Here is a 13795-nt window from a genome sequence, read left to right as displayed (position 1 = left end):
GCCTCACGCATGAGCTCGCGGCTCGCGCTGACGAAGCCCCGGCCGGCGCCCGTGGACGCGCCCCGGCCGGCCCCGCCGCCACTTGTCCTTCGGGGCATGTCCCCCGAGGCAGGTGAACTTCGGGACAGGGCAGGGGCGCTCGGGGTCGGGTCGCACGCGGTCGCGCTGATGCTGGGCCGCGGCGTCACCAGCCCCGAAGCGCAGGCCCGGGTGCTGCGGCCGCGCCTGGCCGACTTGCGGGCGCCGACCGCCATGGCCGGGTTCGAGTCGGCGCTCGAGCTGCTGCAGACGGCGCAGCAGAAGCGCATGCGGATCGGGGTGTTCGGCGACTACGACGTCGACGGGGTGACGACGACGGCGATCCTCACCACCTACCTCGAGGCGCTCGGCATCGACGTGGTCGCGCGCGCGGCCTCGCGCGAGGGCGGCTACGGGTTCCAGCTCGACGACGCGCGGGCGCTGCGCGAGGCCGGGGCCCAGGTCGTGCTGACCGGCGACTGCGGGACGTCCGATCACGACGCGCTCGCCTGGCTCGAAGGACAGGGCGTCCCGACCGCGGTGATCGACCACCACCAGGTGCCCGAGCGCATGCCGCCGGCGCGGGCGCTGCTGAACCCGCACCAGCCCGGCTGCGGCTTCCCGTTCAAGGGCCTGTGCAGCGCCGGGGTGGCGTTCTACTTGTGCGCGTCGCTGCGCAGCGCGATGGCCAAGAAGACCCAGAGCGCGCTGCCCGACCCGCGCGCGTGGCTCGACCTCGTCGCGCTCGGCACGATCTGCGACATGGTCCCGCTGGTCGACGAGAACCGGATCCTCGTGCGCCACGGCCTCGGCGTGCTGGCGTCGCGCCGCCGGCCCGGGCTGCGGGCGCTGCTCGAGTCGGCCGGCGTCGGCGAGGACGACCCGATCGACGAGACCCACCTCGGCTTCCGCCTCGGCCCGCGGCTCAACGCGCCGGGGCGCCTCGGTCCGGCCGAGCCGTCGCTGCTGCTGCTGCGCGCGCGCAGCTCGGCCGAGGCGCGCGCGATGGCCGAGCGGGTCGAGCACTTCAACATCCACCGCCGCGAGCACCAGGACACGATCGTCCGGGAGGCGCTGGCGATGCTGGCGGCCGATCCGCGGACGCCCGAGCGGCGCGGGATCGTGGTCGCCGGCGAGTCGTGGCTGCACGGCATCGTCGGCATCGCCGCGGCCGGGGTGGTGTCGCAGTACCGTCGGCCGGCGCTGGTGCTGGCCGTCGATCGCGCGCGGGGCGAGGCCCGCGGCTCGGCGCGCACCGCCGGCGACATCGACGTGCACGCCGCGCTGCGCGCCTGCGCCCCGTACCTGCGGCGGTACGGCGGTCACCGGGCGGCCGCGGGGGTGAGCGTCGATCCGGCCCAGATCCCCGCGCTCGTCGAGGCCTTCGACGCCGCGGTGGCCGAACAGATCCGCGAGCGGCAGCTGGGCGACCCGGCGGTCGAGCACGACGGCGTGTTGCCGTTCGAGGCCATCGACGAGCCGCTCCTGGTCGATCTGGAGCAGCTCGCGCCCTACGGGGTCGGGTTCGCGCCGCCGCGGTTTTTGTGCGAGGACGCGGTCATCGAGCGGGTTCGGGTGCTGAAGGGCCGGCACCTGTCGATGGGCCTGCGGCAGGGCAAAATCGGCTTCGAGGCCATCGCCTTCGGCCAGGCCGCCGTTCACCCGAACCTGGCGCCGGGCGAGCGCGTGGCCTTCCTGTTCGCGCCGCTGCGCTCCAGCTTTCGCGGCCGGGTGCGGCTCCAGTTGATGGTCGAATCGATGTGGCCTGCGCGCGGGTTTTGACGCCCCGATCCCCTCGGCGCTACACTCATGGGATGACGGTGTTTCGGTTGCGGTCCCGGCGCGTGACGGCCCCTGGCGTGACGGCCCTCGCGGTCAGCCTGATCCTCGCCTGCGGAGCTCGCAGCGGCCCCGCCGACGAAGACACCGACGGCGGCACCGGCGTGACGCCGGTCGATCCGCGCGAGGGCGGCTGCGACAACCCGATCGTCTTGCCGCTCGCCAACATCGAGGTGCGCGGGCGACTGCAGGGCCCGAGCCGCGTCGAAGGCTGGTGCGGCGACGGTATCAACGACGGCGGGGCCGAGGACACGTACCTCATCGCGCCGGCCGCCAACACCGACGTCCTGCTGCTCATGCAGCCGAGCACCGAGTTCACGCCGACGCTCCGGGTCACGCGCGACGGCTGCTACATGGACGACAACAACCTCCCGCGCGTGTGCGCTGCGCCCTACGGCGACGTCCCGTTCCGCCACTTCTTCGCCGAGGCCGGGCACGAGTACTTCGTCACGGTCGACTCGCCCGAGGGCACCGACGGTCACTACGCGATGCAGGTGGTGTACACGTCGCCGCCGATCGAGGGATGCCCGGTCCACTCGATGCAGATCAACCAGGAGATCGGCGGCCTCTTCACGTGGAATAACGTGCTCGGCGGGCGGGCCGGCACGGTCGACGGCCGCTGCGGTGGACCTGGCGCGGAGAACATGTTCCAGCTCAACGTGTTCACGCCCGGCGCGATCACCTTCACGATCGCCGCCGACGTCTCGTTCGCGCCGGTGCTCAGCATCCGCACCGGCTGCGGCGGCGCGACGGAGCTGACCTGCACGTCGATGGCGGAGCAGGGCACCTCGAATTTCTCGCTGACGTGGAACTTCGACCCCGGCGTCTACTTCGTGGTCGTCGACCAGAACGACGTCCTCGGCGGGTTCTACAAGCTCGACGTGGCCTCGTAGCGCGCCCCGGGGTCCCTCGTGTTCATCCGCCTCCGCGCCGCCCGGCCCGAAGATTGGACCGGCAAGCTCAGCGACTTCCTCGTCGGCCTCGTGTTCCTGTCGGCCTCGATCGCGGTGCTGCTGGCGCGCCTGCCCGACGCGTGGGTCGAGGCGGTCGACGGCCGGCGCTGGATCATCCGCTTCGCGCTGATCGTGCTGCTGCTGTGGCTGAACCAGTGGGTCGGCAACCTGATCCGCACCGTCCTGCCGCGCGCGCCGTACCTGTTCGGCCGCACCCTGACGGTCCGCGAGCGCGGCCGCCGGGTCCGCCTGCGGGTCCGCGAGATCGCCCGGATCTACGTCGAGCCGCGCCCGCCCGGCGAGCGCGACACCTTCGTCGTCGCGCTCAAGAACGGCGAGACCTACGACCTGTGCCCGATCGCCTGGCAGGGGGCGGCGCGCCTGTACGCCCGCCTGGCCCGCGCGCTGCCGCGGCCGCGCTGAGCTGACCCCGAGGGCAGGTCTGGAGGGGCAGGTCCGTGGAAACAGGGCCGCGAGGGCAGGTCGAAGCGGGCAGGTGCGAACGGACAGGTCGCTCGGGACAGGCTCGCCGAGCGCCGCCCGTTCAGGTCGGCATGCGCGAGACCTGCAGCGTGTACTCGCTGCACGACTGGTCGTTGGCGACGCGGATCACTCGGATGAACACCTTGGCCGGCCACGGCACGTTGTTGAGGTAGTTCGGGTTGGGGTTGGGGTTCGGGTTCGGCGGGGTGTGGGCGTCGAAGAACTCCCACTCGCGGGCGGGCGGCGTGCCGGGGCCGTAGGTCGCGTTCAGGCCCTCGAACGGCATCTTGTTGCAGGCCGTGTAGACCTCGAGGCGGTAGTCGGGGTTCATGGGGTCGCCCGGGTTGACCGCGAAGGTGGCGACGAGCTTGCCGGCGTTGGGCCGGTTGCCCATCGCCATCGCCTCGGGGAACTCGACCCAGAACCAGTCTTCCTGGCCGTTGCCGGGGCCGTTGTCGATCCCGGTGATCGAGCCCTTGATCGGCGGGACGACCCCGCCCTCGGCGATCACGCCGAGGCTGCCCGCCATGGCCTCGGCGCAGGTGTCGGAGGCCTTGTCGGGGGGCGTGACCGCGCACTCGCAGTCCATGGCGTCGGAGGCGTCGGGGTTGGCGTCGTCGCAGTCGGGGCCGGGGTCGTCGGGGCCGTACTGGTCGCAGCCGACCCAGAAGCCGTCCATGTCCTGGTCGACGCAGGTGCCGCAGCTCTGCCAGGAGTTGTAGATGGCGTCGTCGCAGTCGGGCCCGGCCTCGCAGCCCTCGCCGTGGAGATCGCCGTCGTCGTCGACGCAGTCCGGGTCGGGCAGGGTGGAGGTGCCGACGGTCGGGTCGCCGGTGGGATCGCCACCGGTCGGGTCGGGTCCGGGGCCGGTCGGGGCGGTGGTCTCGGAGTCGGACATGCTGCCGACCGTCGGGGTGGGGTCGGTGTCGCTCGAGGGCTGCCCGGTCTCGGTCGCAGGCGTGCTGTTGCTGCCGTTCCCCTGGCTGTCGAACGGGTTGCCCGACCCGGCCCCAGGATCTCCGCCGGCGCACGCGCCCAGGTGCGCAGCGGCGGCGAGCACGAGCGAGAGCCGGACGAGGGTCGGGGTGGGCCTGGACGCTCCTAGCATCCTCCCCACAATACACAAGGAGCCGCCCGTCTTCGCACTTTGGCGCATGTGAGCTCGAGGGTGGGGCCGGCTCCGCGGGTCCCGCCGGTCGCCGCCGAGCGCCGGTTTCGCGGTCACGATCCGGGTGACGCAATCTCTCGGACGACGCGCCGGAGGCGAGCGGCTTTGGTACGATGCCGCCCGACCTTGCCCGAGCTGTTCAAAGCGCTGGCGAGCTACATCCCGGCAATCGTCACGCGGCGGCTCTCCGTCGATCCGCGTCCGCTGCATCAACCGCAAGCCGAGATCGTAGCCGCCGCAGTCCTCTGCGCCGACGTCTCCGGCTTCACGGCCCTGACCGAGGCGCTCGCCAAGCAAGGGCCCGCGGGCGTCGAGAAGGTGGCCGCGGGCCTCAACACGTACTTCGGTCGGCTGATCGATATCACCGCGGCGCACGGCGGCGACGTCGTCAAGTTCGCCGGCGACGCGCTCACTGCCGTATGGGTCGCCGAGGGCTCGTCGGCCCGCGCGGCCGAGGCCGCGGTCGCGTGCGGGCTGGCGATCCAGGCCGCTCTGCACGCGTGCCCGATCGACGACGGCATCGAGCTGTCGCTGCGGATCGGCCTGGCCGCCGGACGGATCGCGCTGGTCCACGTCGGCGGCCTCGGCGGGCGCTGGGAGCTCGTGCTCGTCGGTCCCGCGATCGAGGCGGTGCGGCGCGCCCAGGCGCTGGCGCAGCCGGGCGAGGTGGTCGTCGATCGCCGCGTGTGGTCGATGCTCGGCGGTCGCGTCGACGGCGAGCCGCGCGGCGAGCACGGCGACGGCCGCGTCGCCGACCTGCGCGAGCCGGTGGTGCCGACGCCGCTGGTGCGCCCGCAGATGCCCGACGCCGCCGAAGCGGCGCTGCGCGGCTACGTGCCGCCGGCGGTGATCGCCCGCCTGTCGGCCGGGCAGAGCAGCTTCCTCGCCGAGCTGCGCCGGCTCAGCGTCCTGTTCATCAACTTCCCCGACCTCAAGCACCAGACGCCGCTGATGGAGGCGCAAGAGGTCATGATCGCGGTGCAGCAGATCGTCGAGGCGTGGGAGGGCACGATCGGCCACCTCAGCGTCGACGATCACGGGACCACGGTGCTGGTCGCGTTCGGTCTGCCGCCGCTGGCCCACGAGGACGATCCGGTGCGCGCCATCGAGGCGGCGCAGCAGGTCCGCGAGCTGCACAAGCGCCTCGGCTGGCGCGCCACCTGCGGTATCGCCTCGGGGCGGGCCTTCTGCGGCACCGTCGGCAGCGTCGAACGTTGCGAGTACACGGTCCTCGGCGACGTGGTCAACCTGGCCGCGCGGCTCATGCAGGCCGGCGACGGCAAGGCCGTGCTGTGCGACCACTACACCTTCGTCGCCACCCGCGGGCAGTTCCTGTTCGAGAGCCTGCCGCCGATCTCGGTGAAGGGCAAGGAAGGCACCATCTCGATCTACACCCCGGCGAGCGCGCGGCTGCCGGGGCGCAGCCAGAAGGAGCGCGCCGTCTCGGGCCCGTTGCCGGTGGCGGGCGTCCCGAAGGCCACGCTGGTCGGCCGCATGCGCGAGCGCGGCGTGCTGATCAACGGCCTGCACGAGGTGCTGCGGGGCCGCAGCGCCACGATCGTGGTCGAGGGCGAGGCCGGGCTCGGCAAGACGCGCCTGGCCGACGACCTGCTCGATCAGGCCGAGGCCGCCGGGGCGATGCGCCTGCTCGGCGCGCGCGAGATCAGCGACGCGGCCGGCCCGTACCACGCGTGGCTGCCGATCTTCGCCACCATCTTCGGCCTGAACCAAGGGACAGATCAGGGCTCCGACCCGTGGCAGCGGGTGATCTCGGGGCTGCGGCGGCTGGTGCCCGGGGCGGTGCCGCGGGCGCCGCTGCTCGGCGCGGTGCTGCCGGTCGACGCCGTCGACAACGACCGGACCGCGTCGCTGCAGGGCCGCGCGCGCGCCGAGCAGACCCGCATGTTGCTGGTCCAGATCCTGCTCGCGCACCTCAAGGGCAACCCCGCGGTGCTGCTGCTCGAGGACGCCCAGCGGTTCGACTCGGCCTCGTGGGCGCTGCTCGCCGACGTGCGCGAGGAGGTCCAGCCGCTCCTGTGCGTGATCGTCACCGGGCCGGTCGACAACGACACCGCCGCGGCCGAGCTGCGCCAGATCCTCGCCGACCACGGCACCTATCACCTGCAGCTGCAGCCGCTGTCGCTGATCGAGACCGAGAACCTGGTGTGCCGCCGCCTCGGCGTGTCGCGCCTGCCGCCCGAGGTCGCCAGCTTCATCTACGAGCGCGCCGAGGGCCACCCGTTCTTCTCCGAGGAGCTCGCCTCGGCGCTGCGCGACGCCGGCTTCATCACCATCTGGAACGGCGAGTGCCTGCTGTCCCATGAGGCAGGTGACCTGCGCACCGCCAAGTTCCCCGACAACCTCGAGGCGGTGATCACGAGCCGCATCGATCGCCTGCAGCAGCAGCACCAGCTGGTGCTCAAGGTCGGCGCGGTGCTCGGGCGCGTGTTCTCGCTGAGCCTCCTGCGCGCCATCTATCCGATCGAGGTCGACAAGGCCCAGCTGCCCGAGTACCTGCAGGCGCTCGAGCGCCGCGGCCTGCTCGTGCCCAAGCCGCACGCCGCCGAGGGCACCTTCCTGTTCAAGCACGCGCTGACGCAGGAGGTCGCCTACAACCTGCTGCCGTTCGCGCAGCGGCAGCAGCTGCACCAGGCGGTCGCCGAGCACTTCGAGCGCTCCCACGGCAGCAAGCTCGAGCTGTACTACCCGCTGCTCGCCCACCACTGGTATCGCGTGGTCGCCTCGTCGGCGCTGGTGCCGGGCGGCGGGCGGCCGAGCCCGGAGCTCATCGGCCGCGCGGTGCTCTACCTGCAGCGGGCCGGCGAGCAGGCGATCCGCAACGACGCCGGCCAAGAAGCCGTGCAGCACTACAGCCACGCGATCGAGCTGCTGCGCCACCTGCCCGAGAGCCCCGAGCGGGTCGAGCAGGAGATCGGGCTGCAGATCGGCCTCGGCAACGCCCAGGTCGCGACCCTCGGCTTCGGCTCCGACGAGGTCGAGCAGACGTTCGCGCGGGCCCGCGAGCTGTGCCGCGAGGTCGGCGACACGCGCCACCTGTTCCCGGTGCTGTTCGGCCTGTGGCAGCACTACGTCGTGCGCGCCCAGCTCGACGTGGCCCGCGAGCTCGCCGAGCAGATGCTGATGTTCGCCGAGCGCCGGCGCCAGCGCGTGCCGCTGCTGGTGTCGCACCGCGGGCTCGGCACGCAGCTGTTCCACCAGGGCGACTTCGAACGCTCGCGCGCCCACCTCGAGCGCTCGATCGTCCTCTACGCCCCCGACTTCGACCGCAACCTCGGCCACCTCTACATCCACGACCCGAGGATCGCCGCGCTGGCGATCCTGTCGCTGACGCTGTGGATGCTCGGCCGCACCGCCGAGGCGCTCGAGCGCAGCCGCGTGTCGATCGCCCTGGCCCGCGAGCTCGGCCACGGCTTCTCGACCACGTTCGCGCTGGTGGTCGCGTCGATCCTGCGCCAGATCCTGCGCGACGTGGAGGGCGCCCGCACCCACGCCGACCAGGTCTATCAGCTCAAGGCCGAGGCCACTCTCGGCGCGTGGGTTAGCTTCGCCGACGCCATCCGCGCCTGGGCGATGGCCGAGCTCGGCCAGCACGACGAGGGCCTCGACCTGCTGCGCCAGGCGCTCATCGAGCTGCAGGCCGCCGGCATGGGCATGTTCATGCCGTGGACGTTCTCGGTGTTCGCCGACCTGTGCGTGCGGGCGGGTCGCGTCGACGAGGGGCTCAGCGTGATCGGCGAGGCGATGGAGTCTTCGCGGCTCAGCGGGGCCCGCTGGTGGGAGGCCGAGCTGATGCGCCAGCGCGCCGAGCTCGTGCATTCGATGGGCGAGACCGAGGAGGCCTCGCTGCTGCTGCACGAGGCCCTCGAGCTCGCGCGCGAGCAGGGGGCGCGCGCGCTCGAGCTGCGCGCCGGGCTCAGCATGGCGCGCCTGTTCCCCGAGGACCCCACTGCGCGAGCCCGCCTGAAGACGCTGCACGACGACCTGGTCGACAAGGTCGACGACGTGCTGCTGGCGGCGCTGGCGGCCGCGGCCGCCGGCGGGTGAGGGCGGGGGCCGCGGCGGCGGCATCTGTTATGGTTGCCGCCCCATGTGGAAGAAGCTGGCGATCGTCCTGCTGGTCCTGCTGCTGCTCGCCGGCGGCGTCGTGACGTACTTGTGGCTGCAGGTCACTGCGCTGCCCGACTGGTACACGGAGCTGGCCCAGGAGGACGCGCCCGCGGCCGTCGAGGACGCCGGCGGCAAGCTGCAGTGGCAGCCGGCCGAGGGCAAGGCCGGCCGCAAGGAGCTGCGCAACTTCCACCGCAAGGCCGCTCGCTCGGCGCCGGAGGTCAAGGAGGTGATCAAGGCCTCGCGCGCGTCCTTCGAGGACGGTCAGCTCGAGGCCGGCGTGGTCGCCGACCTGCGCAAGCTGCCGAAGGACAAGATGAGCGGCGACCAGCAGGGCCTGTTCGAGCGCGCCCGCGCGGCGTTCCCGTCGCTGACCGAACGCGACGTGTACATCGGCGTCGAAGACCCGTCGCCGGTGCTGAAGAACGGGCGGGTGACGATGGGGCCGAGCGCGCGGGTCAAGATCGGCAAGTTCACGTACTCGCTCGACGGCGCGGCCGAGAAGCTCGGCATGACCCCCGACAAGCTGCGCGCCGAGCTCGAGAAGCACATGCGCGAGCTCGGCGTCGAGGCGCCGAGCTGACATCAATGCCGGGACATGTCCTATCGGGCATGCTCGATGCAGCATGTCCGAGGGACAATGCCTGATCGAGCATGTCCCCACGGACAGGCTGCGGGCGGCTCACAGGAGCGGTGAGAGCAGGCGGGCGAAGCCCTCGCCGAGACGCCGGGGCAGCGACAGCTGCTTGCGCGCCTCCGGCCGCACCTCGAGCGCCTGGGCCAGCTCCTTGGTAAACACCTCGGCGAGGTCGAGGGTGAGGCGGCGGTCGTAGAACAGCGCGGTGACCTCGTAGTTGAGGTAGAAGCTGCGCACGTCCATGTTGGCCGAGCCGATCGCGGCCACGCGGTCGTCGACGAGCAGGTACTTGGCGTGCAGCATGCCGGGCAGGTACTCGTAGATCCGGCAGCCGGCGGCCAGCAGCTCGTCGTAGTAGCTGGCGCCGGCGAGGCTGACGAGGGTCGAGTCGTTGTTGCGCGGCAGAGGCACGAGCAGCCGCAGGTCGCAGCCGCGCAGGGCCGCGGTCTTGAGCGCGAGCGACAGCGGCTCGTCGGGCACGAAGTAGGGCGTGGCGATCCAGCAGCGCTCCTGCGCCGAGGCGATCGCGGCGGTGAACTGGGCCGCGATCGCGTCGATGAACGGCAGGTCGGGGCCGCTCGGGACGACCTGCAGCATCGGCCCGCACGAGTGCCCCGGGGGGCGCGCGAGCAGGTCGGCGAGCTGGCGCGCGAACTTCGGATCTTCGGCGTGATCGTCGGAGTGCGCGGCCAGCCAGTCCTCGAGGAAGATGGCCTGCAAGCCGACCACGGCGTCGCCGGTGATCCGCACCTGGAGGTCCGACCACGGCCGGGCCCCGAGCCCGCGCCCGAGATACTCGTCGCCGACGTTGAGGCCGCCGGTGAAGCCGAGGTCGCCGTCGACGATGACGATCTTGCGGTGGTTGCGGAAGTTGATCATGAGCGGGCGGTAGCGCAGCCGCACCGCGCCGAACGTCAGCACCTGCCCGCCGGCCGCGATCACGCGCTCGAACAGCTCGCGCGGGGTGCCGAGGCAGCCGAACTCGTCGTAGAGCAGCCGGACCTCGATGCCCGCGCGCGCGCGCTCGCACAGGAGGTCGATCCAGCGCCGCCCGGTCTCGTCGTCGCGCCAGATGTACATGGCGATGTGGATCTGCCGCGCCGCGCCGGCGATCGCGGCCTCCATGGCGGCGAACGCCTGGGCCGGATCGGCGAGCAATTCGACCGCACCGGCCCGCCGCAGCGGCGCGGCCGAGCTGTTGAGGGCCAGGGCGACGAGCCCGCGCAGCGGCTGCTCGAGCTCCTCCAGCGGCGTCTCGAGCGGCAACAGGCCGCGCGTGACGTCGGTCGGGTTGACGCTGCGCCGCGCTCGCAATCGCCGGCGTCGCCGCACGCCGGCGCGCCCGAGCAGGAAGTAGAGGCACAGGCCGAACAGGGGCAGGAAGATCAGCGCGAGCAGCCACGCGAGCGCGGCGCTCGGACGCCGCCGCTCCAGCAGCACCAGCGCCGTGATGCCGATCACGTAGATGACGGTGACGAGCTGGATGAACCAGAGCTCGGTGAAGACTTCAGGCAACGGGCGACAAGTGTAGCGCGGCGAGCGGCAGCTATAGTTACGTCGATGTCCCTGGAGCGCCTCGTCCCGCACAACCCGGCCACCGGCCAGCCGCTCGAGCCGGTCGACTGCACCACGCCCGAGGGCGTCCGCGAGGCCGTGGCCCGCGCCCGCACGGCCCAACGCGCCTGGGCGAACACCGCCGCGGACGCGCGCGCGCGCCATATCCGTGCGCTCGCCCAGGCGATCGGCGACCACGCCGACGCGCTCGGCCGTTCGATCAGCGACGAGATGGGCAAGCCGATCCGCGAGGCCCGCTCCGAGGCCCGCAGCATCGCCGCCCGCGTCGAGTCGTTCGTCCGCGCCGCCGATCAGGCGCTCGCCGACGACGATGGGGTAGAGAGCGGGATCCGCATGCGCGTGCGCTGGCGTCCGCTCGGCGTGGTGGGAGTGATCGCCCCGTGGAATTACCCGGTGGCGACGCCCAGTAACCTGCTGCTGTCGGCCCTGCTCACCGGCAACGCGGCGGTGTTCAAGCCGTCGGAGTACACGCCGCACACCGGCGCGCTGCTCCACCGCCTGTACGCCGAGACATTGCCCGAAGGACTGGTCGGCCTGGTCCAAGGGGCAGCCAAGGTCGGGGCCGCGCTGGTCGCCAGCGACGTCGACATGATCGCGTTCACCGGCTCGATAGCGACCGGCCAGGCGATCATGCGCGAGGCGGCGGCGACGATGAAGCGGCTGGTGCTCGAGCTCGGCGGCAAGGATCCGATGCTGGTGCTGCCCGGGGCCGACCTGCAGGCCGCGGCCCGCCACGCCGCCGACGAGGCGCTGCGCAACGCCGGGCAGGTGTGCGTCAGCGTCGAGCGCATCATCGTCCACGCCGACGTCGCCGCCGAGTTCACCCGCCGCGTCGCCGACCTCGTGCGCGCGGTGAAGCCCGGCGACCCGCGCGAGGAGTCGACGGCGTTCGGCCCGATGGCGAGCGCCCGTCAGCGCGACCTGGTGTGGAGCAGCTGGCCGACGCCCGCCGACACGGCGCGACGTTCGTGATCGAGGGCCAGGTGCAGGAGCCCGGCTACTACCTCACGCCCACCGTCGTCACCGACCTCAAGCCGGAGATGACTCTGGTGAAGGACGAGACCTTCGGCCCGGTGGTGGCGATCCAGGTCGCCCGCGACGTCGACGAGGCGGTGCAGCTCGCCAACGACACGCGCTACGGGCTCGGCGCGAGCGTGTGGGGCGCCCCGGGGCCGGAGCTCGACGCGGTCGCAGATCGCATCGAGGCCGGGATGGTGGGGGTCAACCGCGGTCTGTCCACCGCCGCTGGCGGACCGTGGGTCGGCTGGAAGATGTCGGGCCTCGGCTACACGCGCAGCGTCGCCGGCATGCGTCACTTCCTGCAGCCGCAGTCACAGGCCCGTCGCGCCGAGTGAAGGAAGTTGTTGCGGACCGTCGAGGAGGCGGTCGCTGCGCAGCATGATCGAGGCCGCGGCGACGGCCCGCGTCGTGGCCCACGTCCTTGATCCTCGCGGTTCGCAGACGATGGCGATCGCCACGCTGCGGGCCGCGGCCTCGCGGTCAGGCTACCTGATTGCTGCGCACGGCCTGCCGAGCGCAGGCCAGCGGCCTCGCTGAGACGGGCCCGCTGTCGGGCGCGAGAGGCGAATACGTCGCAGCTCGCCGGGCGGATCGACGGGCCTGGCGCTTCGTGACGCGTCGTGGCCCGGGGTTGCCGAACCGCGGGCTACCTGGTTGCCGCGGTCGTCGCGCCGCGGCCGCCTGCGGGGCGCACCTGCGGTCGGGGCTCCTGGCGACGCGCGCATTTGTTATGGTTCGGCCGTGGGCCTGCTCGCCAGCCTGCTCGCCGAGGCGGCCACCAGCCGTCCGGGCGAGGTCGTGATCGAGACCGACCAGCCGCTGCGCTTCCTGCATACGCAGGGCGGCGCGACTCTGGGCCGGGCGCTGTCGGGCGAGGTCGTGTTCGACGCGCTGGTCGAGGTGCTCTCGTGCGAGCAGCAGGCCGACCTCGCCCTGGGCGAGTCGGTGAAGTTCGATCTGGTGGTCGACCAGGTCATGTGGCACCTGGTCGGAGAGACAGCTAGCGAGATGACCTCGGTGCGCGCGCGCCCTGGCGTCGACGGGTTCGAGCCGGGCGACAGCGTCAACATCGCGCTCGACGAGCCCGAGCCGCCGCGGCAGCTCCGGCGCCACCCGGGCGGCGACATCGACATCGAGATTCAGATCGACGACGACGCGCCCGAGGAGCGCGCCGGTGTGCGCCTGGCCGCTCTGCGTCCGCTCGCGGTCGAGGCCGAACCGCGCGTCGGTTGGCCGCGCCGGATCGCCGGCTCCGGCTGGAACGGGCGCGCCGAGTCGCCGCGTCGGCGCGGTCCGCCGCCCGCGATCACGCGCGACGCGAGCCGCCGCGAGGACCTCGACGCGATGGCGCTGGCGATCCCGAGCGGCACGCTGGTTTTCCTCCACCGGGCCGACGGCGGGGCCGAGGCGCTGGCGCGGGCGCTGGGGTGGCCGCTGCGGGCCATCGGGGAGCGCGACACACCCGACCGCGTCTACGCCGAGTGCGCCGCGTTGCCCGAGGGCGCAGCGCTGGTGGTCCGGCTCGAAGATCCGAGCGCCTGGCTGCCGTGGCTGCTCCGCCGGGTCGAGGAGGGCCGGCGCGTGCTGGTGGAGACGCAGGCGACCTCGCCCGCGGGAGCGCGGCGAATCGCGCTCGGCGTCGCCGCGAGCGACCGCGCGGAGGCGTGGCTGTCGGCGCTCCGGGTGGTCCACGCGGCGCTGCTCGGCGGCGAGTGGACCTTGCTGTCTTTCGAGACATGACCCGAAGGGCAGGTCATGTCGAGCGAAGGGGGTGCCTTTCGGCGGCTCGCTTCGAAGCGGTCCTTCGCGCTCGGCGTCGCGGCTCGCAGTCTGTTGTCATCGCAGCGGCCGACGAAACGTCATCGAACTTCGCGGCGGCATTCACTCTCGGGTTCGCGGCTCACAGTCCGTGACAGCGGCCGGCGAACGGCGTGGGTCCGCGACGCGCGGCAGTTGCTGACGGGACGACGCGCG

Annotated in this window: 10 protein-coding genes; 8 read left to right on the top strand and 2 right to left on the bottom strand. The window is 72.6% G+C overall.

The window, feature by feature from the left end; genetic code table 11:
* The first annotated feature begins 96 nt into the window (after nucleotides 1-96).
* The 3 genes from recJ to OV090_RS27710 all read left to right on the top strand — a co-directional run bounded on the left by recJ (nucleotide 97) and on the right by OV090_RS27710 (nucleotide 3233).
* Nucleotides 97-1800 (top strand): single-stranded-DNA-specific exonuclease RecJ, encoded by a 1704-nt coding sequence (recJ, locus tag OV090_RS27720; protein WP_267707631.1) that lies wholly within the window; start codon nucleotides 97-99, stop codon nucleotides 1798-1800.
* A 62-nt stretch (nucleotides 1801-1862) separates the two neighbouring features.
* Nucleotides 1863-2750, top strand: coding sequence for a hypothetical protein (locus OV090_RS27715; protein WP_267707630.1), 888 nt, complete (start codon nucleotides 1863-1865; stop codon nucleotides 2748-2750).
* An 18-nt stretch (nucleotides 2751-2768) separates the two neighbouring features.
* Complete coding sequence (locus tag OV090_RS27710) at nucleotides 2769-3233, top strand: hypothetical protein (protein WP_267707629.1); 465 nt, start codon at nucleotides 2769-2771, stop codon at nucleotides 3231-3233.
* Between the two features lie 121 nt (nucleotides 3234-3354).
* On the opposite strand, the gene OV090_RS27705 is transcribed toward OV090_RS27710, so the two are convergent.
* Nucleotides 3355-4401, bottom strand: coding sequence for a hypothetical protein (locus tag OV090_RS27705; protein ID WP_267707628.1), 1047 nt, complete (start codon nucleotides 4399-4401; stop codon nucleotides 3355-3357).
* A gap of 186 nt (nucleotides 4402-4587) precedes the next feature.
* Here OV090_RS27705 and OV090_RS27700 point away from each other — a divergent pair, with 186 nt between their 5' ends.
* Together OV090_RS27700 and OV090_RS27695 are read left to right on the top strand one after the other, a co-directional pair.
* On the top strand, nucleotides 4588-8526 hold the full coding sequence (locus OV090_RS27700) for an adenylate/guanylate cyclase domain-containing protein (RefSeq protein WP_267707627.1): 3939 nt from the start codon (nucleotides 4588-4590) through the stop codon (nucleotides 8524-8526).
* Between the two features lie 43 nt (nucleotides 8527-8569).
* Entirely contained in the window at nucleotides 8570-9172 is a 603-nt protein-coding gene (locus OV090_RS27695) for a hypothetical protein (RefSeq protein ID WP_267707626.1), read from the top strand.
* A 99-nt stretch (nucleotides 9173-9271) separates the two neighbouring features.
* On the opposite strand, the gene cls is transcribed toward OV090_RS27695, so the two are convergent.
* Complete coding sequence (gene cls / locus OV090_RS27690; protein ID WP_267707625.1) at nucleotides 9272-10741, bottom strand: cardiolipin synthase; 1470 nt, start codon at nucleotides 10739-10741, stop codon at nucleotides 9272-9274.
* 45 nt (nucleotides 10742-10786) lie between these two features.
* Between cls and OV090_RS27685 the strand changes: the two genes are divergently transcribed.
* The 3 genes from OV090_RS27685 to OV090_RS27675 all read left to right on the top strand — a co-directional run bounded on the left by OV090_RS27685 (nucleotide 10787) and on the right by OV090_RS27675 (nucleotide 13561).
* Entirely contained in the window at nucleotides 10787-11773 is a 987-nt protein-coding gene (locus OV090_RS27685) for an aldehyde dehydrogenase family protein (protein WP_267707624.1), read from the top strand.
* Nucleotides 11770-12156: an aldehyde dehydrogenase family protein gene (locus OV090_RS27680; RefSeq protein WP_267707623.1), complete on the top strand. Its 387-nt coding sequence runs from the start codon at nucleotides 11770-11772 to the stop codon at nucleotides 12154-12156. The genes OV090_RS27685 and OV090_RS27680 overlap by 4 nt, the downstream gene beginning before the upstream one ends.
* Nucleotides 12157-12562: 406 nt before the next feature.
* Nucleotides 12563-13561 (top strand): hypothetical protein, encoded by a 999-nt coding sequence (locus OV090_RS27675; RefSeq protein WP_267707622.1) that lies wholly within the window; start codon nucleotides 12563-12565, stop codon nucleotides 13559-13561.
* The last annotated feature ends 234 nt before the right edge of the window (nucleotides 13562-13795 follow it).

This window comes from Nannocystis sp. RBIL2 (assembly GCF_026626745.1).
GTDB lineage: Bacteria > Myxococcota_A > Polyangia > Nannocystales > Nannocystaceae > Nannocystis.
This window is presented reverse-complemented; position numbering and strand designations above follow the sequence as displayed.